Raw genomic sequence first — 20,387 nt, forward strand, 5'->3', positions numbered from 1 at the left:
GTTTTATTCGCCATTTTCCTCAGGCCAAACCGCACAGGGGAAAAGTAATCCAAACGGGAAAGGCATATTTTTTAATCCAGTCCAATAAAAATAATGAAATACATCTGAGATTAATTGACAATTAGAAAGGTAAATGCTTTAAATTCGCTCTTTATTAAGTTGGTCATACACACCCATGAATATAGAGTTAGAAAGATTAAAGGAAAATAAGGAGAGGATCCGTCATTGGAAAAAATGGGGGCCTTATCTTACAGAGAGACAATGGGGTACCGTGCGGGAAGATTATAGTCCTGATGGGTCTGCCTGGGAAAATGTAACCCACGATGATGCCAGGAGCAAAGCATACCGGTGGGGCGAGGAAGGAATTGGCGGGATCAGTGACCACAAGCAAAAACTTTGTCTGGCCTGGGCCTTCTGGAATGGCAAAGATCCTCTGCTGAAGGAAAGGCTATACGGCCTCACTGGCAATGAAGGCAACCACGGAGAGGATGTCAAAGAGCTGTATTATTACCTGGACTCCTCCCCTACTCATTCTTACATGAAGATGCTTTACAAATATCCGCAGGAGGAGTTTCCCTATCAGCGGATATTGGAAGAGAATCTGCGCAGAGGTAAAAAAGATCGGGAGTTTGAGCTATTGGACACCGGGATTTTTGACAATGATGCCTACTTTGATATCTTTCTTGAATACGCAAAGGCAGATATAGAGGATATTTTTTGCAAAGCTACTATCTACAATCGTGGACATAAAGAAGCCAGTATCTGGGTGATGCCCACTATCTGGTTTCGTAAAACCTGGTTTACCGGAGACGAACCCTTTATGCCTTCCCTGAGAAAAACCGGACCTGCTAAAGTGAAGGCTTTTTCCCCAAAATCTGGAAACTACAGCTTTACCTTTGAAGGAGAGCCCGAATTACAGTTTTGCGACAACGAAACAAACAGAGAACGACTTTATCATATCGGCAATCAAAAAAAGTTCCTGAAAGATGCGATCAACGACTATGTGATTCACGGTGAAAAAAAGCACCTTAATCCCAAATTTACCGGAACAAAAACTGCAGCCATCTATAAAATAAGTATTCCTGCCGGAGAGAAAGCAGAGGTAGTCCTGAGGATGCAGCGGGAAGAAACAGCCAACCCCCTGGAAGATACCAACGAAATCTTTGAGCAAAGGATTAAGGATACCGATGCATTTTATCAGGACTTACAGGAGCGGGTCAAAGATGATGAAATGCGATTGATCCAGCGACAAGCATATGCTGGCATGCTCTGGTCCAAACAATTTTATTACTACAATGTCGAACGCTGGCTGGAAGGAGATCCCGGCAGATATCAACCACCTCAGGAAAGAAAGTCCGGAAGAAACAGCAACTGGCGTCACTTGCAAAATTACGACATCATCTCTATGCCAGACAAATGGGAATATCCCTGGTATGCAGCCTGGGACCTTGCTTTTCACTGCATACCGCTGGCAAGGTTGGATCCGGATTTTGCCAAAGACCAGTTGCTGCTTTTGCTCAATGACTGGTATATGCATCCAAATGGCCAAATGCCGGCCTACGAATGGAATTTTAACGATGTGAACCCACCAGTACATGCTTATGCGGTTCAACGAATATACCAGATTGACAAAAAATTCAGGGGAAATAAGGTAGGAGACCAGGAGTTTCTGGAACGGGCTTTTCACAAGCTATTGCTCAATTTTACCTGGTGGGTAAACCAGAAAGATGACGAAGGAAAAAACATTTTTGAAGGAGGCTTTCTGGGTCTGGACAATATCAGCGTATTTGACAGAAGCCATGTAGACAAACTTTTTGGCAAACTGGAACAGGCAGACGCCACCTCCTGGATGGCCATGTTTTGCCTGAATATGTTGCGGATTTCTCTGGATCTTTGTGAATTTAATAAAGTGTACCAACATACCGCTACGAAATTTCTGGAGCATTTCCTCTACATCGCTGGCGCCATGAACAATATTTCCAAGGAAAACATCAGTTTATGGGACGATGAGGACAACTTTTTCTTTGACGTATTGCACCTTCCCGGCAAGGAACCCGAATTAATGAAGGTCAAATCTGTAGTTGGAATAATTCCGTTATTTGCAGTTGAACCCATCCGGGAAGAATTGTTCGATGATTTGCCTGAGTTTAAGAATAGGCTGGATTTCTTTTTCAAAGAGAAGCCAAAACTTGCCGCACTGGTCTCCAATTGGATACATCCCGGCCATGAGAAAAGAAGGTTATTTTCCTTGCTAAGGGGCCACCGGATGAAAAGTTTGCTGCACAAAATGCTCGATGAAAAAGAATTTCTATCTGACTACGGAATTCGTTCTCTTTCAAAAGATCACCTGAAAAACCCCTACTCCGTACAGATCAATGGCAGCCGTTTTTCGGTAAGCTATGCCCCGGGTGAGTCGGAGACGACCATGTTTGGCGGAAACAGCAATTGGAGAGGACCGATTTGGTTTCCCATCAATTACCTGATCATTGAGTCCCTGAAAAAATTTGATTTCTACTACGGTGGCACTTTCTCCATCGAATACCCGACCGGGTCCGGCAAGTTTATTACGCTGGATCTGATAGCCAAGGAACTTTCCCTCAGGCTGATCAACCTGTTTAGAAAAGATAAAAATGGCAATCGCCCCATCTATGCTGATAGCGAAAAGATGCAAAAAGATCCGCATTTTCAGGATCTTATTTTGTTCTATGAGTATTTTCATGGCGAAGATGGCCGGGGCCTCGGCACTTCTCATCAAACCGGCTGGACGGGGCTGGTAGCCGAATTAATCCACAAGTATTACAAGGAAAAGGAATTTTACCCAAATGCTGCTACCCTTTTCAAAAGCTAACAGAATTGAGGCCGGCTGTGATGAAGTAGGCAGAGGATGCCTATGCGGACCTGTCGTCGCTGCGGCCGTCATTTTGCCTCCGGACTATGCCAACGAATGGATCAATGATTCAAAAAAAATAGGCAGGCAAAAAAGGTTGTTACTGACCCGGGAGATCAAGGCGCGGGCGCTGGCCTGGTCAATAGGAAGGGCTGAGGTAGAAGAGATCGACCAAATCAATATCCTGAATGCCTCCTATCTGGCCATGCACCGCGCCATCGATACATTAAAAGTGCAGCCCGAGCACTTGCTTATCGATGGCAACAGGTACCAACCCAAACACCCCATCCCCTTTGATTGCATCATCAAAGGAGACGGGAAATACGCCAGCATAGCGGCGGCTTCCATACTTGCCAAAACCTACCGCGATCAGCTGATGGTAGATCTGGCAAAGGAATATCCCGGATACGAATGGGAGAAAAACGTGGGGTACCCCACAAAAAAACATCGGGAAGGCATTCAGCAATTGGGCCACACGCCGCTTCATAGAAAATCATTTCGATTACTTCCAGACCAGATAAAACCGAACCGGTGACCATCCGGGGAACAATTAATCCATCAAGCCGGTTTAAAAACAAAAAACTGTGACTGTGAACGCTAAACATACCATCAGCCTGCTACTGCTCATCATGAGCCCCCTATGGTCAATCGCCCAGGACAATGTCCAGAAAGCCCAACCCATTTTAGGAGAAGTACCCCAGAAAACAAGCGATGTATTTCTACCAGAGGTACCCGGGGTAAAAGTAGAGGTCTGGGTAGACAGCCTTACCATCCCATGGACATTGAGATTCATGCCAAACGGGGATGCCCTTGTAGCTCAAAGACCGGGAAATATTGTTCGCATTCCTTCCGGGAAACAGGAGCAGGAACATTATTTTGATGTTCCTGATGCGGTGCATGAAGTAGATGCCGGCCTGATGGGTCTGGCATTACATCCTGACTTCGAAAACAACAACTGGATTTATATCATGCACGCCTACCGCAATCAGGAAGACCAGCTCCTGAGCCGGGTGCTTCGTCTGGAAAATCAGGGAAACACGGCCAGGGTGGACAAAGTGATCATGGACAATATTCCTGCCTACGCCATACATTTGGGCGGTAGAATCGCTTTTGGTCCGGATGAAAATCTGTATATCGGCACAGGAGACATGTCACAGCCCTTTCTTGCACAAGATATCAATCATCTCGCCTCCAAAATTCTCCGGATAACGGACGAAGGAGAAATTCCAGCAGACAATCCCTTCGGGAATTCTCCGGTATACTCTTACGGGCATCGTGTGGTGCAAGGCTTTGCCTGGGACCCGGACACGGGTGCTTTTTTCAATTCTGAACATGGTCCCTCGGGAGCCGAAGTAGAGGGAAGCGTCCGCTACCGGGATGAAATCAATAAGGTAGAAAAAGGAGGTAATCACGGCTGGCCGGTAGTCGTCGGCGCACCAGGTATGAGCAGCTATGTAGATCCCCTGGCCATCTGGAACCAGGCGGCAGTCCCTCCGGCTGGCATGACCTTTTACAAAGGCGATCTCTTTGTAGCCTCTCTGGGTGGGCAGGCATTGGTGCGCCTGGTCTTTGATAAGGAAAAAGACTATGAAGTGAAGCGTATCGAACGGTGGTTTTCCTATGCGCCCTCCAAAGGAATTTACGGCAGATTCAGAGATGTCACCGTTGGACCCGATGGAAATTTATACCTGACCACCAGCAATACTGATGGACGGGCTGCATTGAAAATTCACGATGACAAAATACTGAAACTTACCTTCGAACAGGCTCAGTGAATCCCCCACTGGCAGAAACTTTCCGGAATTTTCCCGATAATATCGGAAGCGATGGTACCTCTCCTAAGGGCTTTCCCGGCCAATTGACCAGCATGTCCATGGTGAAATACGCCGCATATGGCTGCGTTTTCTATTCCGTACCCCTGGCCCAGAAAAGAGGTAAGCATCCCGGTAAGCACGTCTCCTGATCCTCCGGTAGCCATATAAACCGACCCGGAATTATTAAAAATCTGCTTTCCATCCGGAAGAGATACCAGCGTGAAGGCACCTTTCAAGACCAGCACACATCCATATTTCCTGGCAAAGTCGCCGGCTAGTTTGATGCGTTCAAAATGGTTTTTACAGGCTATGCCTGTAATTCGTTCAAATTCCTTCACATGTGGAGTAAGTATCAATTTCGGATGCAGCAGGTTCAACCATTCCGGATGGTCGACCAGAATATTAAGGGCATCTGCATCCAGCACTGTGGGCCCCTCGTATTCGCTCAGCACCTGATAGACCAAATTACAGGCCTGTTCCCCTTTGCCAAGCCCCGGACCAATCCCAATCGCGTCTATCCCGGTGGTATCTAACTGCCCGGCGACTTCCTTTTCGACCTCTCCCGCCATCACCATGGCTTCCGGAACCGCTGTTTGCATGATCTCAACCCCACACCCAGGGACATGGCAAAATACCAAACCGCTCCCTGACCTGAGTGCAGCCCGGGCAGATAGACAGATAGAACCCATTTTTCCGTAGCTACCTCCAGCCAGCATCACCCGGCCAAAGTCACCCTTATGGCTGAATGCATGAAAGGTCTTGTGGTATTCCTGTAGCTTTTCACCGGAATAGAAAAACTGTCCGGACTCAAATGCCTCAAAATATGCTGAGGAAATGCCAATGCTTCGGACTACCAATTTCCCGCTGTAGGCGGCATGTTCAGGGCAGAGCAAAGCGATTTTTGGAAATTGAAAACTCACCGTGTAGTCTGCCCTGAAAATTTCTCCTTCACCCGGGGCATCCGACGGCAGCCCAGAGGGCATGTCTATACTTATTTTTATGCCGGTATAATCATTCAGCTTTCGGATCAATGCCAGATATTCTCCGGCGAGCGGCCGATTGATCCCTACCCCAAAAACAGCGTCGATCACAATATCCGCGGGCTGCACCTGATCCCATTCGGACAAGGGTATCACTTCTGGCAAAACGCGCAAATTTTGTCGGAAATCCGCCGAACCGGTTTCCGGATCTCCTGAGAGTCCTACCGCCACAGCGTACCCCTTCAGGGCTAATATCCTGGCTATCGCCAGTCCATCCCCACCATTATTGCCTTTTCCGCAATAGACAGCAATATTTTTATCCTTATCAAATTGAGGAACAAACCAATCACAGAAAGCATTGGCTGCCCTTTCCATGAGTTGGTAGGAGCTGATACCTTCTCCCGAGACGTATTGCTGGTCAAGGATTTTTACCTGATTTCCTGAAAGTATTTTTTGCATGTTGCAGGGTCGTTTAAAATATGCCTGATGTTTTGTCCCGATTACCGGTATGGCTCCACACTTCCTGCTATTCCCTACACAGCAACATTTACTTGCTTCGAAGCCTCTCTATCTCCTCGATCGTCGATTCCAGTGGATCTCCCAGCAACGATGAGCCCTCAGGATTGATGTGAAACCCATCCTCAATGCGGATGCCTCCAAAGTTGCGAAATTTTGTCAGCTTTCCATAATTTATAAAATCCTTATGCAACTTTTCCGCTTCCCACTGATCCATCAATTGAGGTATGAAATAGAGGCCCGGCTCCACGGTAACGACATTTCCTGCTTCCAGCTCCTTGCCAAGCCGGAGAGATTTGAGACCAAACTGAGTGCTTTTTTTCAAAGTCGGAGTGTAGCCTACATATTCCTCACCCAGATCCTCCATGTCATGCACATCCAGGCCCATCATGTGCCCCAGTCCACATTGAAAAAAAAGGGCATGCGCACCATTCTCAACGGCATCATCTACATTTCCACACATCAGGCCCATCTCCTTCAAGCCCTCTGCTAATTTTTTACAGGCCAGAAGGTGAATATCCAAAAATCGAATTCCCGGCTTCAGGGCCCTCACCGCAGCCTGCTGGGCAGTGTAGATGATCTGATAAATCTCTTTTTGCTGCTCCGTAAATTTCTTTCCCACGGGAAAGGTACGGGTAATGTCACCTGCATAATGCAGCTCATTTTCCGCACCGAAATCCCCAAGCACCATCTTTCCTTCCGATAGCGTATTGGAATAATTGTGGTTGTGCAATATTTGACCATCAATGGTAACAATGGGCAAAAATGACAGGTTTCCGCCTGCGGCCATGGCTTCTCCAGTAAGCATGGCCCGCAATTCATATTCCTTCATGCCTGCTCCGGCCTGTTGCATTACCCGGCGGTGCATTTTCACGCTGGTGTTTACCGCTTCATCGATTGCTGCTATTTCCTCATTGGATTTAATGGATCTCAACGCCACCACTGCCCGGATAAAGTCGTCTGAAGCCTGAGCCGGAACCTGCGCCACATCGATATTCAGCCAATGAACAATTTTCTGCACATTTTCCGGCCGATATGGAGGTAGGTAGTGTATTTTCCTTTTTCTGCCATTATCCAGGTATTGCTGCAGGTCCTTTAACGGACGGGTTTGTGCTACACCAACCGCTGTGGCCAAATCAGCGATTTTTGTTTTCTCACCGTGCCAGATCAGCTCTTCCGTGGTCAGTTCGTCTCCGAATATGATTTCCACATCAAGATCCAGGTCTATCACTGCCACCAGGCCTGGTAAATCCAAACCAAAAAAATAGAGGAATGAGCTATCCTGCCTGAATGGATACCAGTTGTCTTTAAAATTACTGCTGCTCTCTTCGTTTCCGGCAAACAACAAAATTCCTCCCTTCAGGGATTTTTTTAAATGCTGCCGTCTTTCCTGATAGGTGTTGCTTGAAAATAATTTCATTTGATAACAGACACTTTAAATTACCGCAACCAGCAAGGTTGTAGCTGAAACATCAAATTAAATACATTTATTCATTATTGCTCTTCAGAGAGAAATCTTTTCCCAGGTGGGAAGTACAGGTCTTTCTGCAAGCGCATCCTCAATGACTTTCAGAATCCGCTGACGTTCCTTGCCGGCAAGCATCAGCCTCGGGGCCCGCACATATTCCGTGCCCATTCCAGTGGCCACTTCAGCGAGCTTGATGTACTGTACCAGCTTGGGATGGATATCCAGTTCCAATAACGGAAAAAACCAACGGTAAATCTCCCGTGCCTCTTCGATCCTACCCTCCTGCACCAGCCGGTAGATGGCTACCGTCTCGTAGGGAAAAGCACAAACCAATCCTGCCACCCAGCCATGCGCACCCAATGTCAGACTTTCCAGTGCCAGGGGATCTACACCTCCCAGGATTTTGAAGCGATCGCCAAAGCGGTTGATCATTTTTGTCACCACGGTCAAATCACGCGAAGATTCCTTCACCGCATTGATATTCGGGCAGGAGGCCAATTCTTCGAACATGTCCAGGGTCACCAGTATTCTGTAGTCAACCGGGTTATTGTATATCATGATGGGCAGATCGGTAGCGCCTGCAATCTCCTTGAAAAAGGCTACCGTCTCTCTGTCATCTGCCTTGTACCGCATTGGGGGAAGAACCATCAACCCCTTTACTCCAGTCTCATTGGCCGACTTCACCACCTCAATCGCCCTCCGGGTAGATTGTTCGGCGATCGTCAGGACCAGCGGAATTTTATCTGCTACCAGCTCCAGGGTAGATTTTACCAGCTTCTCTTTTTCTGCATCTGTGAGGGTACTCGCCTCTCCCAGGCTTCCTCCGATAACAATACCGTCTACTCCGGCTTTCATTTGTACTTTGATATTGGCATGAAAGGCTTTCAAGTCCAGCTGGTCTTCAGCGGTAAACTTGGTGGTAATGGCTGGAAATACTCCTTTCCAATGTATCATAGCTTTATTTTTTGTGGTAAACAATGTTTTAATTCAAGTACAATTCTGCAATTTCAAAAACTTTATTTTCAGTCAGCTATTTTCGGGCATTACCGGCCTCCCGGCGCCAGATTCTCCAACCAGAATTTTTCCATGGTACGCCTCAGGTGAAGGGAGGTATTCTCCCGCTCATTGATCCCGTGGGCACGCATGGGATAGGACATCATTGAAAACAGTTTGTCATGAGCAATCAGCTTGTCAACCAACATTTCATAACTCTGATAATGCACATTGTCATCGGCGGTACCGTGCATGATCAGCAGGTTTCCCTCCAGGTTACCCGCGTGGTTGATGGGAGATCCATCGAAATAACCGGATTCATTCTCTCCTAACAGCCCCATGTACCTTTCCTGATAAGTGGCATCGTAGAGCCTTTGATCCGATACGAATGCCACGGCAATTCCGGTTTTATACAACTCAGGATATCGGAACATGCAGTTTAAAGTCATTTGTCCGCCTCCACTCCAGCCCCATATACCTACCCTGCTGCTGTCGATAAAATCGTAAGTGGAGAGGATCTGCTTTGTGGCATGATATTGATCCTTTGCGGCCAGAATACCGATTTGCCCATATATGGACTTTCGCCAATCCCTGCCTCTGGGTGTCTTTGTGCCCCGGTTGTCGATGCTGATGACAACATACCCCAGTTGGGAAAGGTATTGGTGCCAGAGATCACCGTTCATCCAGCTATCCTGTACGGTGGCTCCCGCCGGTTCTCCATAGACATAGCATATTAGCGGATATTTTTTGACCGGGTCAAAATTGGCCGGCCTTATCATAAATGCATCTAATACCACCTCTCCTATGTCCACCTTGAAAAATTCCTTGGGACTTAACCCCAACTGATTGTACTTATCCTTCAGTGACTGATTGCTTTCCAAAACCCGCAGGGTGTTGTGTGCTGGAAGGTCCACCAGTGAAATCACCGGGGGCGTTCCGGCATTCTGGAAGCTGTGGATGGCAAAGCGGGCATCGGGCGATATTTGATAGGAATGCTGACCCGGCTGATCCATTGGCGTGATCCTTTCTGCCGACCCGCTTTGGTCGAGGCGGCTGCGGTACAAATATCGCTGGGTGAAATTGTCCGGAGAAGCGATATAGTAAACGTATCCTCCGGCAGGGTCAATGTGGCTGATCCTTTCCACATCAAAATCGCCCTTTGTAAGCAGCGTGATAGAGTCTCCGGACCGGGACACCTTGTAAAGATGGCGCCAGCCATCCCTTTCACTGGTCCAGGTAAAAAACTGTTCATCTTCCAGCCATATCAGGTTGTCGTGAATATCCAGAAATGCGTCGTCCTTTTCTTTCAGAATTGGGCTCAGAGACAGGTCTCTGCTGTCTGCAATCCAAACCGTGTTGGTATTCTGCCGCCGGTTTAACTGCTGAATCAGCAGTTCATCACTACCCGGGATAAAGTCCATCCTGGCCAGGTAGTTATTTTGAGGGTCTCCGGGAATGTCAAACCATTTGCTTTCCCCTCCATTTGCGGACACCAGTCCTACTTTGACCGCCGAAAGTTTCTCTCCCACCTTTGGATAAGGCAGCGGTATGGGTCTGGAATAAATGGAATCAATATTGTTGATCAGATAAAATGTACCAATGTCCCGGGTATCTGAATGCCAATAGGCGATACTTTCTCCATCCGGACTCCACCTAAAGCCATCCCTGCATCCCAGCTCCTCTTCATACACCCAGTCAAAGGTGCCATTGATAATATCTTCTCCTCCATCCGTAGTGAGTTGAGTGATTTCTCCCGAACGCAGCGATTCCACGTATATATTGTGTTCACTCACGTAGGCTACTCTGGAGGCATCCGGCGAAAATTTGGCAAACATCAGACTGCTGCCCGGCAGGCCTTTACCAAGCTTCCTCAATTGCCGGCTTTCCTGATCCAATACCCAATAATCCCCACGGGTATGATATCGCCATACTTTTCTTGTATTGGTGAAAACCAGTAACTTGCTATTGTCTGCAGACCAATGATAATCTGCCACATGCAAGGGCTCCGTTAACCCTTCAGGAACAAGCTCAGCCGCTGATACCAGTGTGGTCCTGCTATTGGAAGCAGCATCATATCGGACGATATCCTCGCCCTCCCCTTCCTGATTTGGTAGTACGCTCGAATATCCCCCGGCATCTTTCATCCACCTGACGGGACCAAATTGCTTTTGCCTGAAGTTTTCCCCGGCATAAATCTGCTCGAGGCTCAAGGTAGATTGAGAAAAAACCGTAGCGGCAAATGTGAAAAAAATGGTAATTAGAAAAACAATCTTTTTCATTTGATCTAAATTAATGCCTGTACCATACCATATCCAAAAATTGCTGATCCTGATTCAATCAAAGACAGCAAACTACAGGCATAAAGATATGGTATTTGATGGCATTAACTATTCCACCATTTTAGCCAAATGGTATGGTATTTTAGCGATCAACAGATATTATCTAGAAAGGACCGCTGCCCTGGTCTTATTTCTGACTTAATGGGGGCAAATCGGCCGGAAAGTTTACTGGACGGTAGATTTCTTCAATATATTGTTTCTGTACTCAAGGGGCGTCATTCCTGTTACACTTTTGAAATGCTTGTGGAAATTGGACAGGTTGTTGTAGCCGGAGCTGTAGCAACACTCAGAAGTGTTAAAATCGTCCTGATACAGCAGCCGGCAGGCATTGGCAATCCTTACCTCAATCAGGAACCTGGAAAAGGTCTTTTGACTTTTGTATTTAAAATACCTGCAGAAAGCAGTGGGCGACATGTTTACCATTTCTGCTACCTGCTTCAAAGTGATCTTTTCGCTAAAATGATTGCGGATGTATTCAAAAACCAAATTTATTTTCGGTAAATTTTCCTGGACAGAATGAATGGGAACGCCGAGAGAGGAAATGAAATTCAGGTTGTTGTCCCGGGAAATACATTGGAGGATGTCCAGCAGTCCGAGAAACCTTTCAAATGAATTCTTATCAGGAAGTGACTTCAGTTTGACACTGAGGCCTTCTTCCATATCGGCAGATATCTTCACGCCATACACTGCAAAATCAATCAGGCGCTTGATGGAGTAAGCCTCCGGAATTTCGCTGAGAGAATTTTTGAGTACATCCTGATTAAAAAATACCGAAACCGCTTTCGATTTTCTATGATCCGGATTGCCAAAGTCTACATGTTTGTTTCTGAATACGTGGGGTAGGTTCTTTCCCAATAAGTATATTTCATTTTTTTTAAAAGGGACTACACTTTCCGCTACGAAAAGTGACCCTTCTCCCTCCAGTATCAAGCTGATTTGAAATTCTTCATGGTAGTGTATGGGTTCAAAGAAATTATCCAGATCCCAGCACTCTACCCTTATGGTTTCTTCTTCTAATTTCGGTACTTTAAAATGTAATGGTTGCATGAGAGAATTAAGGTAAATGGGTACCATTAATGTAGCAGAAAACGAGAAATTTTGCAAAAAAGCATACAATGAAAAGGCAAAATGTTAAGATAGTACACACAATGGCTAATATTTGAAAATAGATCCGAGGCGATTAGTGTTATATTGAGTATCCATCAAAAGAGACAATGAGATGAATTTTCCAAGTATATTTAATGATGTAGTGGGGCCGGTGATGCGAGGCCCATCCAGTTCACATTGTGCAGCGTCCCTCCGCATAGGAAGGATCTGCCATGATCTGATGGGAGGAAGCATTTCTTCGATTGATATTGAATTTGACCCCGCAGGTTCGCTTGCCACCACCCATAAGGATCAGGGTTCCGACATGGGTTTATTTGGCGGTTTCCTGGGCTGGGAAGCCGACGATGAGCGACTGGTTCATTCAGAGCAACACATGGGCGCTGCCGGTATTCGGGTGGAAATCAATATCCGGGACATACAGGCCGCGCATCCCAATACCTATAAAATCACCTTATCCAATCCCTGGGAAACACACCAGGTTACAGCTATCTCTACCGGTGGGGGCATGATTGAAGTAATTGAAATCGACGGGGTAAAGGTCTCCTATGGTGGAGATTACTTCCTCACATTGGTTTACTGCAAGGATCCCGCAGTGGTCAGGGACTACCTGCAACATGAAAACGAACCGGACAACCTGCACCTACATAGTGGCGAAACGCAATTTGTAGAAATAAAGGCAGAACACTTCCCTGAGCAGGCTGTGCTGGAAGAATTACAAGGTATGGAAACCGTGAACAGTGTAAAGCTGATCAGACCGGTATTGCCCATACTTAGCAAAAAAAACCAATCGGTTCCCTTTATCACCTGTGAGGAAATGCTGGCATACAACAAGGACAAAAATCTTAGCCTTTGGGAATTGGCAGTTAGGTATGAAAGCATCAGGGGTAACATCAGCGAGGAAGAGGTTCTGGCAAAGATGAACAACATTCGGGTAATCATGAAGGATGCTGTCAGCACCGGAGTTAGGGGCACTACCTATGAGGATCGCATTCTGGGGCCCCAATCCGTTAGGTTTAAATCCCTGATGGAAAGCAAGCAACTGGTGGACGGGGAGGTACTTAATAAAATCATCATGTACGTTTCTGCCATCATGGAAGTCAAGAGCTCCATGGGGGTAATCGTAGCCGCTCCGACGGCAGGTTCCTGCGGCGCCATGCCCGGTGCGGTGCTGGCTGTCTCAGAGGCCCTGGGGCTTTCGGATGAAGATACGGTAAAGGCGCTGATGATCGCTGGGCTGATCGGCGTCTTCATTGCGGCACATTCCACCTTTGCCGCTGAAGTTGGTGGATGCCAGGCAGAATGTGGGTCCGGATCTTCGATGGCTGCCGCCGCTATTGTGTTTCTGGCCGGGGGAAATTCGGACCAAAGTATCTCCGCCGCTTCCATGGCCCTTCAGAGTTCACTGGGCATGATCTGTGATCCCATCGGTAACCGTGTAGAGGCTCCTTGTCTGAACAAAAACGTCATGGCTGCTTCCAATGCCCTTTCCTGCGCCAATATGGCTCTGGCTGATTATGATCACCTGATCCCGCTGGATGAAGTCATCGAAACCATGTACGAGGTAGGTAAAAGTATACCGAATACACTCAGGTGCACCAACCTGGGCGGCTTGTCGATCACCAAAACTGCCAAAGAGATCGAACGCAAACTGGGAAAAGGACAATTTTACAAAAGCTGCTGATCGCCGATGGAAATGGCGGAAGTGGCAAAACGGGATTCATTTGCCAGGGGCATTCGCATAAAGGCGGATACCATTCCTGTAGGTCCGGATGCGGCATCGCACCTCTTAAACAGCGGTGCTGCCGATGCAGATCGGGGCATACCCGGGGCTATGAAGGTACATTCCCCAACTGGTGAATGGTATTTTGTACCACGCCTTCCAGGGATGCTCCCTCCCCGCTTTTCAACTGATAGTTGATTTCCATCACCCAGGTGGGTTCTATCCCGGGAATCTTCAGCTTCACCGATTTGCCATCGGAACCTAGCTCAACCTCACTGATCTGCAGTTCCTGCTCATTATAGTGCTTCGATCCGTATTTTCTGGACCTCAACAAATCCCAGGTAGCGACCTGGTAGTTGTCTGCGGACCTGGCGGTTATCTCATCGAGCTGCTCCGTAAAGGTAAGCAATACCCCATCCTGCTGTGCCTCAATACCCACCGGCACATGCAGGGGCTTGTCAGTCATACGGATGCGGTAGAGTCCCCCCAACTGCGGCTGGGTAGAGCCCCAGGCGGACAGGCCACAAAGGTACAGGTGCCCATCTTCCGGATTGAACCGACCGCGCATCACGCCGGTAGCAAAACGGGGCAAAGGCAATTCGACGATACCTCCCTGCACCTGCCCATCTACCTCTTCGAAAGGCACCAGATATACCTTGCCATAACCATATGAAAAACTCAGGAGCTTGCCATTCAATGGCCCCCATTTTTCACTATCTACCCAGAGCAATTCGGAAGGTGAGCGGTCTCTCTCCCGCTCCACCCATACCAGCGGCTGTTCCATGCCCGCATCTGTGCTGTCTGCAGGTGGGTCAAAACCAAACATATTGCCATAAAAGCCCCCCTCTTCTACCCAGTTGATTCTGTTCATGGGGTTCCAGTGTCCCTCCTGGTCTGTGACGATAAAAGAGCCATCCGGATTGAGACAAACGCCGTTTGCAGCCCTGAAACCGGTTGCGATGATGCTGGACTTTTTCCCATCCGGACTTACCCGGATCAATGTGCCATGCTGCGGAACCAACGCTTCCCGGGCATGACGGGCACTTTTGGCATAGTAAAGGTTTCCCGTTGCATCTGCCTGCAGGCCCATGGCAAATTCATGGAAATGATCTGTCACCTGGTGGTCATTGTTGAAACTTTCGTAAAAGTCTGCCTCATTATCTCCGTTGTAATCATGCAAGCGAACGATCTGATCTCTGCAGGTAACAAAGACCTCTTCATCAATTACCTTGATGCCTAAAGGCTGAAACAGGCCCGAGGCTATCCGCTGCCAGCTAAGCTGCTGCTCGTTTTCCGTGAAGCCTTCTACCAGCCACACATCTCCATCTGCAGCACAGACGACCGCTTTGTTGCGATCCCGAAAAAAATCCAGTCCACTCAGTCGAAGCTGGTTTTTCCAGGGACTGTTAAAGGGGGGATTGAGTATATCCACCTGAAATGCTCCTTCCTGTTCCCCAGGGATGATATTTGTTTTCAGCACCTGAGGGAAACGTGCAGGACCACCCCTGGTAAATTTTTCGAGGGAGGCCGGAGGAGTTCTTGAACGCACCCATTGCTGCAATCCTGTGACTCCGGCATTCGCCAGGAAAATCTTTATACTTACCGGTGATGAGGAAGTTATGCTTACCACCTGATACCCGTTTTCCTCCGTAAGACTTGCGCCTTCACCGGTAAGGGCTACGGCCGTTTCGGACTTGGCCACCCGCATTTTCAACAAACCGCCTGCCGGGATGACGTTCAGGGTACGGGTAAATACCGGTTGCTTGTCCAACGAATCCAGGCCAAATGTTTCCAGTATGCTGGCTTTTCCGACGGTATATTTCATGATAAGTTGGTCCTTAAAGGGATACATGCCCTCAAAATGGGCCCAATCCCTGGGAAGCGGACCAAATTTCCTCCCGTCCCTGGCCTGAAATCTGGGATCTTCAAAGCTGCCTGTCTCCGGATGGGCCCAGCCTGGTCCAGTCTCGTTTTCTACATGGAGTTTACCGATCGTCCTTGGAGAAATGTTGTGCTTCTCGTTAAAAAGGATGGCTTCCCAGTCAATAAAACCTTTTCCGGTCCAGGCCCCTGCCATGCGCATCAGGTCGTGGTCAAACATCATCCAGGCCCTTCCTGCGGCCACACCACCCGGACCCTGGTCCAGGCGAACAGCGATACCTTTATAGGCAAAATTCGCCTCACTGAAATCCTCGTCCGGAAGAGGCTGTACAGGACCTGTGGAGCGCTCCCTGGGTGGTGCATCCTCATCTACCAGTTCATAGGTATTGATCAGGAAATTGCCATAGTCCACTTCCGCCCAGGGCTTGTATTCTCTCGGTTCCGGCCCCATGCTGGTGCCCGCAGGCAGGCCGGCCAGATAGGCCTCGTTGATTTCAAAGTATTGGTCGGGATTCTCCTTCGCCACAAATGTTTCCCGGATGTAGTGGATCACATCGTATTTCTCCACCGGAGTGAGATTTACCTGCGGAGGCATTGCCCCATGGCCCCGGGTGAGTGTCTGGTAGATAGAATAGGGGTCATTTCCTACCTTAAACGCGCCTGACCAGAATTTAAATGCCGTAGGCAAGGATCCTTCCTCTTCCATATTTCCATGACAGGTAACACAGGTATTGGAATAAATGTGTTCGCCCGTTCGCATGGACTCTCCATGCCGGTCTCCCAAAGCCTGCAACAGGGCTTTATGATCGATATTTTGCTCGTAGTCCGGGAGATCAGCTCGCTGCAATATAAATTCCGCTTCCGAAGTATCCGGTAAAGCATTCTGATTATCACTTTTATTACAGGACAGAATGGTCAATACCATCAGCGGGATACAACAAATAGTAAATTTTATCTTCATCTGTTTAATTTTCGTGTTCACAAACTCCTTTATACTTTCCTGGCCGGAAACAGGATCCTTCAGGAGGGGCTTTGGGGAAAATGCATTTTCTATCATCCCTTCCGGGACTTTTTGTTTATTTTTTTGCGATGCTGCTGCCAAAAGACGTTTATTTTTCAAAATATAAGTCAAAACCGGATAATTAAAAACCATTATTATCTGAGGAGCCAGAAAGCCGACCCCACCAGGGACCTTCATTTCGGATGTCCAGCCATAGCGTTTGCATTTTTGGGATCAACTCAATGAAGGTATCGTATTTCTCTGATGAAATATCATTGCATTGTCCTGGATCATCTTTGATATGGTACAACTCAAAGGTATCCGGAACTGAGGTCTTCAGCCAATCTACTGCCGGATAAGTATCCGCTGAAGGGTAGCCTGTAAAATTTTCCCGCCTGGGTGCAAGTTTGCCCACAAGCACATAATCCTGATATCGCATGGCCATCTGGGCCATGCCAGGCATGTGGGAGGCGTTGAGGAGAAAAAACCATATGGGTAAAATCTTACGCTCATAGTCTTTGCCCAGAAATGCATTGAAAGCATCCGTTCCATCAATGGTTCTGTCCTGGGGAACATCCGCCCCGGCAAGCTTACACAGTGTGGGCAGAAAATCTGTACCATTGAACAATTGGTCACTTACCGTGCCAGCCGGTATGTGACCGGGCCAGCGTATCAGACCGGGAACGCGATGCCCACCCTCATAGGGAAACCGCTTCATTCCACGAAGCGGCCCGGGTGATCCAAAACACCTGTCACGAATGGGATCCTCCCATTCACCGTTTGACTCATCCAGTGTCACCGGATACTCGGGGCCATTGTCGCTGGTAAAAATGACCAGGGTACTGTCTTTTAGTCCCTGTCTTTCAATAAAATCCATCAGGCCACCGAACACATGGTCTACCTGAGACACGGTGCCATAGTACTCCTTCGCATACTCAGCAATATCCCTCCCGTGTCGTTTTACTCTGCCGTAAGACAACTGCTGCGCCAGGCTGTGTCCATCTTCCGAGGCATACATCTCTGCAAAATTTTGGGGTGGGTCTATGGGCGTATGCGGCTCATTGGTAGAAATAATGACAAAAAAGGGCTTATTTTTGTCCCTTTTGTTAGCAATCCAGTCCGAAGCTTCCCTGGAAACAATATCTGCATACCAACCTTCGATCATTCCCTCAGGAACGCCATTTCTCATAAATTTTTCGGGATTTTTCGGACCTGTACCAAAGGCATTGACAGAGGTAGCCAGCGAATAGTCAAAGCCCATTTCGTTGACTGAGACTTCATCGTGTGATTCCAGCTTCGACAGGTGCCATTTGCCGAAAAAAGCGGTCTGATAACCCACATCCTGCAGCAATTGGGCGAGGGTAATTTCCTGCTTACTCAGGGTGGTACCAAAAAACCCCGCAATATTGTAAAACCCGCTCCGGTACCCATTCCTGCCGGTGAGTATGGCTGCGCGGGAGGGTGAACAAACCGTGGCAGCCGCATGCATGTCGGTCATACGCACCCCTTCTTCCGCAAACCGGTCTAAATGGGGGGTCTGAATGAAGGGGTGACCATAGCTACCCAAATCGCCATAACCCAGGTCATCGGTCAGAAAAATAATCATGTTGGGACGGGGAGCCTCAGTTGCGTTCGAATGCGCCAGTTCCGGATAAAAAATCCAAAGTAACAATAACAACAACCATTTTGTATTCCTATTCATAAATTTACATCCTATTGCATTACTTTCGGGATCAAACAGTCAGGCAAAACCCAAAAGCTACCGGTATCTTTTGGGTTTAAGTGGGTGATTATAGTGGCTAAAAAAATGCTGATCGAATCCTGTTTAGCCAACCGGTACTATACTTAATCTGGTTATTTACCTCATAAATCCGCTAATGGTGCATCTTTCATCTCCCTGAGATCCGACGCGGACATTGTGCGTTCCTGCCGCACGACAATCGGTACATAGCCCACCTCCATACCGGCGGGTGGCGTAAGAATCAGGGCCGGGTCTATGGCGACCAGGTCTCCTGATGAAGGTGGAACCATGTAGGTTTTGTCAATTGTCCAGTTTTCATGGATTTTCTCTACCAGTCCCTGCAGCGCTTCTTTCTCTTCCCTGGTCCAGTCAAATTGCTGAAAAGAAGGTTGGTCTATAAAACGGTACCATTTGTAGGTGACAGTCGATCCATCCGTTAGGTCAACCGAAATGGCATCTGAAGCGGGTCCAGGTGTTGTCCAGGCGCCATCCTCCGGAGAGGTATAGGGAAGGTCTTTGTCAATTCTGAAATTTCCCGGGACGATTTCATTTCCATCCCGCCAGTTGATATACTGTTCTTCCGAACCGGCCGGCGCAAAGGTGCTGGCTTTCAGTTCGGCAGGTACTTCTGCCTCTGGAATCGGGATACGTTGGTCTCCCTCCTGTTTGAAATACTGCGGAAACAAGCCTTTGGCCGTATAGGGGTTGTCTCGCCATTGCAATCCAAAGGCATTATCCTCGCTGACAATGGTTTGTACCAGCTCTTCCATTTTTCCCAGCCTGGTACCCCCGGCATTTAGCTGAGCTCCCTGATCCAGAGAAATCTTTCTGGGACTGATTTCAGGTCTCCAGGAATGGGCTTCACTGAATGCTCCGGACACGGCATCCCCTCCATTTTTCCAATCCCTGACCGGATTGTACAATGCATCTCTGGAATAATAGGTCACGTCCTGAACGAGCACTGATCTGCCATTTTCATCCACAGGAAACTGTAATTGGGGAATCTTGATATACAATTCCCCCTTTGCGGTTTTCATTTCAAAGGAAGGTACCGTATTGATTTCCATAGCTCCGCCGCCTCCCATAGTTCCTTCACGTGCATCCAGGCCCATCCCTTCTATCAACGGATAATCCTTTGAGAGGCGGCTCCACATTTCGGGAATATAATAGGCTACCGGGCCTTTAAAATTTGCCGCATTGAGAAAAAGGGTCCAGCTATGGTCTCCGGTCGGTGGCGGACCCGGCCTTTTGTCTGTCAGCGGCAGCATCATATGGGTATAGCCCAGGAATTTGCCATCCAGATCCTCCACAAAGGTGATCCCATCTGGTGGTACCAATATGCGGTTGCTCAATTGGGCAATACCCAGCTCATCGTCCGGCAGGGCCTCAGCCCGGTAGAAGAAGGGCCAGCCTGGCGACGCAATTTCCGAATTGTAGCAGTTGGGTACTCCGTTCATGCTAAATTTGGGCGGTCCGTAGTGGTACCGATTGCCCCGCCAATAACCCAATCCTCCTTCCTGAGTCTGAAATACGCTGGCCCAGGTAGGGCCTCTGGGCTCCCAGGTCCTCGCAATGGTACCTTCCGGGCAGCAGGGAATGTCCTTATTGCCGGGATTGTCAGGTATGATCCAATTACCGGGCAATCCGATCTGGAAGCCTGCAAGTGGCTTTTCTACCAACGGCCAGACCGCGGTATAGAAACCGATCCCGGCTCCAAAACCATCAGGGCGTCTGGGCGAACTGTAGCCAATATATCCATGAAGGCCATTGGCTTTTTGCGATATTTCATAGGTTTCTTTCGTTGATTTTTTCCCTGGGCCGTCTGACACATGCACCATCAACCCACTGATTCCCAGTAACACTGCACTTACTAAAACTCTTATATACATCACGTTTTATATGATTTGTTGGTCCTGATTTCTGCTTCCGGTGATTGAATTG

13 protein-coding genes are annotated in these 20,387 nt (G+C 48.1%); 4 read left to right on the top strand and 9 right to left on the bottom strand.

What is annotated here, in order from left to right; translation table 11 throughout:
* Positions 1–175 precede the first annotated feature (175 nt).
* From BUB19_RS12005 to BUB19_RS12015, 3 genes are read left to right on the top strand one after another with little or no spacing between them, the layout of a single operon-like run.
* A complete protein-coding gene (locus BUB19_RS12005; RefSeq protein ID WP_073094791.1) occupies positions 176–2,848 on the top strand; it encodes an MGH1-like glycoside hydrolase domain-containing protein in 2,673 nt (890 codons plus the stop codon).
* On the top strand, positions 2,823–3,422 hold the full coding sequence (locus BUB19_RS12010) for a ribonuclease HII (protein ID WP_073094792.1): 600 nt from the start codon (positions 2,823–2,825) through the stop codon (positions 3,420–3,422). The genes BUB19_RS12005 and BUB19_RS12010 overlap by 26 nt, the downstream gene beginning before the upstream one ends.
* Before the next feature lie 55 nt (positions 3,423–3,477).
* A complete protein-coding gene (locus BUB19_RS12015; protein WP_245802840.1) occupies positions 3,478–4,662 on the top strand; it encodes a PQQ-dependent sugar dehydrogenase in 1,185 nt (394 codons plus the stop codon).
* On the opposite strand, the gene BUB19_RS12020 is transcribed toward BUB19_RS12015, so the two are convergent.
* The 5 genes from BUB19_RS12020 to BUB19_RS12045 all read right to left on the bottom strand — a co-directional run bounded on the left by BUB19_RS12020 (position 4,656) and on the right by BUB19_RS12045 (position 12,044).
* Positions 4,656–6,140 carry a bifunctional ADP-dependent NAD(P)H-hydrate dehydratase/NAD(P)H-hydrate epimerase gene (locus BUB19_RS12020; protein WP_073094793.1) on the bottom strand — a complete coding sequence of 495 codons (1,485 nt, stop codon included), beginning with the start codon at positions 6,138–6,140 and terminating at the stop codon, positions 4,656–4,658. The genes BUB19_RS12015 and BUB19_RS12020 overlap by 7 nt on opposite strands.
* An 88-nt stretch (positions 6,141–6,228) precedes the next feature.
* The gene (locus BUB19_RS12025; RefSeq protein ID WP_073094794.1) at positions 6,229–7,617 is read right to left on the bottom strand and encodes an aminopeptidase P family protein; all 1,389 of its coding nucleotides are present in this window, start codon (positions 7,615–7,617) and stop codon (positions 6,229–6,231) included.
* Positions 7,618–7,701: 84 nt separating this feature from the next.
* A complete protein-coding gene (locus BUB19_RS12030) occupies positions 7,702–8,619 on the bottom strand; it encodes a dihydrodipicolinate synthase family protein (RefSeq protein ID WP_073094910.1) in 918 nt (305 codons plus the stop codon).
* A gap of 89 nt (positions 8,620–8,708) precedes the next feature.
* Positions 8,709–10,937, bottom strand: a complete 2,229-nt coding sequence (locus BUB19_RS12035; RefSeq protein ID WP_073094795.1) for a S9 family peptidase — start codon at positions 10,935–10,937, stop codon at positions 8,709–8,711.
* Positions 10,938–11,162: 225 nt separating this feature from the next.
* The gene (locus tag BUB19_RS12045; RefSeq protein ID WP_178371485.1) at positions 11,163–12,044 is read right to left on the bottom strand and encodes an AraC family transcriptional regulator; all 882 of its coding nucleotides are present in this window, start codon (positions 12,042–12,044) and stop codon (positions 11,163–11,165) included.
* A 172-nt stretch (positions 12,045–12,216) separates the two neighbouring features.
* Here BUB19_RS12045 and BUB19_RS12050 point away from each other — a divergent pair, with 172 nt between their 5' ends.
* On the top strand, positions 12,217–13,785 hold the full coding sequence (locus BUB19_RS12050; protein ID WP_073094798.1) for an L-serine ammonia-lyase, iron-sulfur-dependent, subunit alpha: 1,569 nt from the start codon (positions 12,217–12,219) through the stop codon (positions 13,783–13,785).
* On the opposite strand, the gene BUB19_RS24180 is transcribed toward BUB19_RS12050, so the two are convergent.
* The 4 genes from BUB19_RS24180 to BUB19_RS12065 form a co-directional block, all read right to left on the bottom strand.
* Positions 13,770–13,925 carry a hypothetical protein gene (locus BUB19_RS24180; RefSeq protein WP_178371486.1) on the bottom strand — a complete coding sequence of 52 codons (156 nt, stop codon included), beginning with the start codon at positions 13,923–13,925 and terminating at the stop codon, positions 13,770–13,772. The two genes, BUB19_RS12050 and BUB19_RS24180, sit on opposite strands and share 16 nt — an antisense overlap.
* An 8-nt stretch (positions 13,926–13,933) precedes the next feature.
* Complete coding sequence (locus BUB19_RS12055) at positions 13,934–16,666, bottom strand: DUF6797 domain-containing protein (RefSeq protein WP_073094911.1); 2,733 nt, start codon at positions 16,664–16,666, stop codon at positions 13,934–13,936.
* Positions 16,667–16,847: 181 nt separating this feature from the next.
* Entirely contained in the window at positions 16,848–18,407 is a 1,560-nt protein-coding gene (locus BUB19_RS12060) for a sulfatase family protein (protein ID WP_218588561.1), read from the bottom strand.
* A 161-nt stretch (positions 18,408–18,568) separates the two neighbouring features.
* Complete coding sequence (locus BUB19_RS12065) at positions 18,569–20,335, bottom strand: hypothetical protein (RefSeq protein WP_073094799.1); 1,767 nt, start codon at positions 20,333–20,335, stop codon at positions 18,569–18,571.
* Between the last annotated feature and the right edge of the window lie 52 nt (positions 20,336–20,387).

It is taken from the genome of Cyclobacterium lianum, from assembly GCF_900143075.1.
Lineage (GTDB): Bacteria > Bacteroidota > Bacteroidia > Cytophagales > Cyclobacteriaceae > Cyclobacterium > Cyclobacterium lianum.

Coding starts and splice junctions, on each gene's coding strand:
- BUB19_RS12005 (WP_073094791.1), top strand. CDS start 176: ATGAATATAGAGTTAGAAAGATTAAAGGAAAATAAGGAGAGGATCCGT.
- BUB19_RS12010 (WP_073094792.1), top strand. CDS start 2,823: ATGCTGCTACCCTTTTCAAAAGCTAACAGAATTGAGGCCGGCTGTGAT.
- BUB19_RS12020 (WP_073094793.1), bottom strand. CDS start 6,140: ATGCAAAAAATACTTTCAGGAAATCAGGTAAAAATCCTTGACCAGCAA.
- BUB19_RS12025 (WP_073094794.1), bottom strand. CDS start 7,617: ATGAAATTATTTTCAAGCAACACCTATCAGGAAAGACGGCAGCATTTA.
- BUB19_RS12030 (WP_073094910.1), bottom strand. CDS start 8,619: ATGATACATTGGAAAGGAGTATTTCCAGCCATTACCACCAAGTTTACC.
- BUB19_RS12035 (WP_073094795.1), bottom strand. CDS start 10,937: ATGAAAAAGATTGTTTTTCTAATTACCATTTTTTTCACATTTGCCGCT.
- BUB19_RS12045 (WP_178371485.1), bottom strand. CDS start 12,044: ATGCAACCATTACATTTTAAAGTACCGAAATTAGAAGAAGAAACCATA.
- BUB19_RS12050 (WP_073094798.1), top strand. CDS start 12,217: ATGAATTTTCCAAGTATATTTAATGATGTAGTGGGGCCGGTGATGCGA.
- BUB19_RS24180 (WP_178371486.1), bottom strand. CDS start 13,925: ATGCCCCGATCTGCATCGGCAGCACCGCTGTTTAAGAGGTGCGATGCC.
- BUB19_RS12055 (WP_073094911.1), bottom strand. CDS start 16,666: ATGAAGATAAAATTTACTATTTGTTGTATCCCGCTGATGGTATTGACC.
- BUB19_RS12060 (WP_218588561.1), bottom strand. CDS start 18,407: ATGAATAGGAATACAAAATGGTTGTTGTTATTGTTACTTTGGATTTTT.
- BUB19_RS12065 (WP_073094799.1), bottom strand. CDS start 20,335: ATGTATATAAGAGTTTTAGTAAGTGCAGTGTTACTGGGAATCAGTGGG.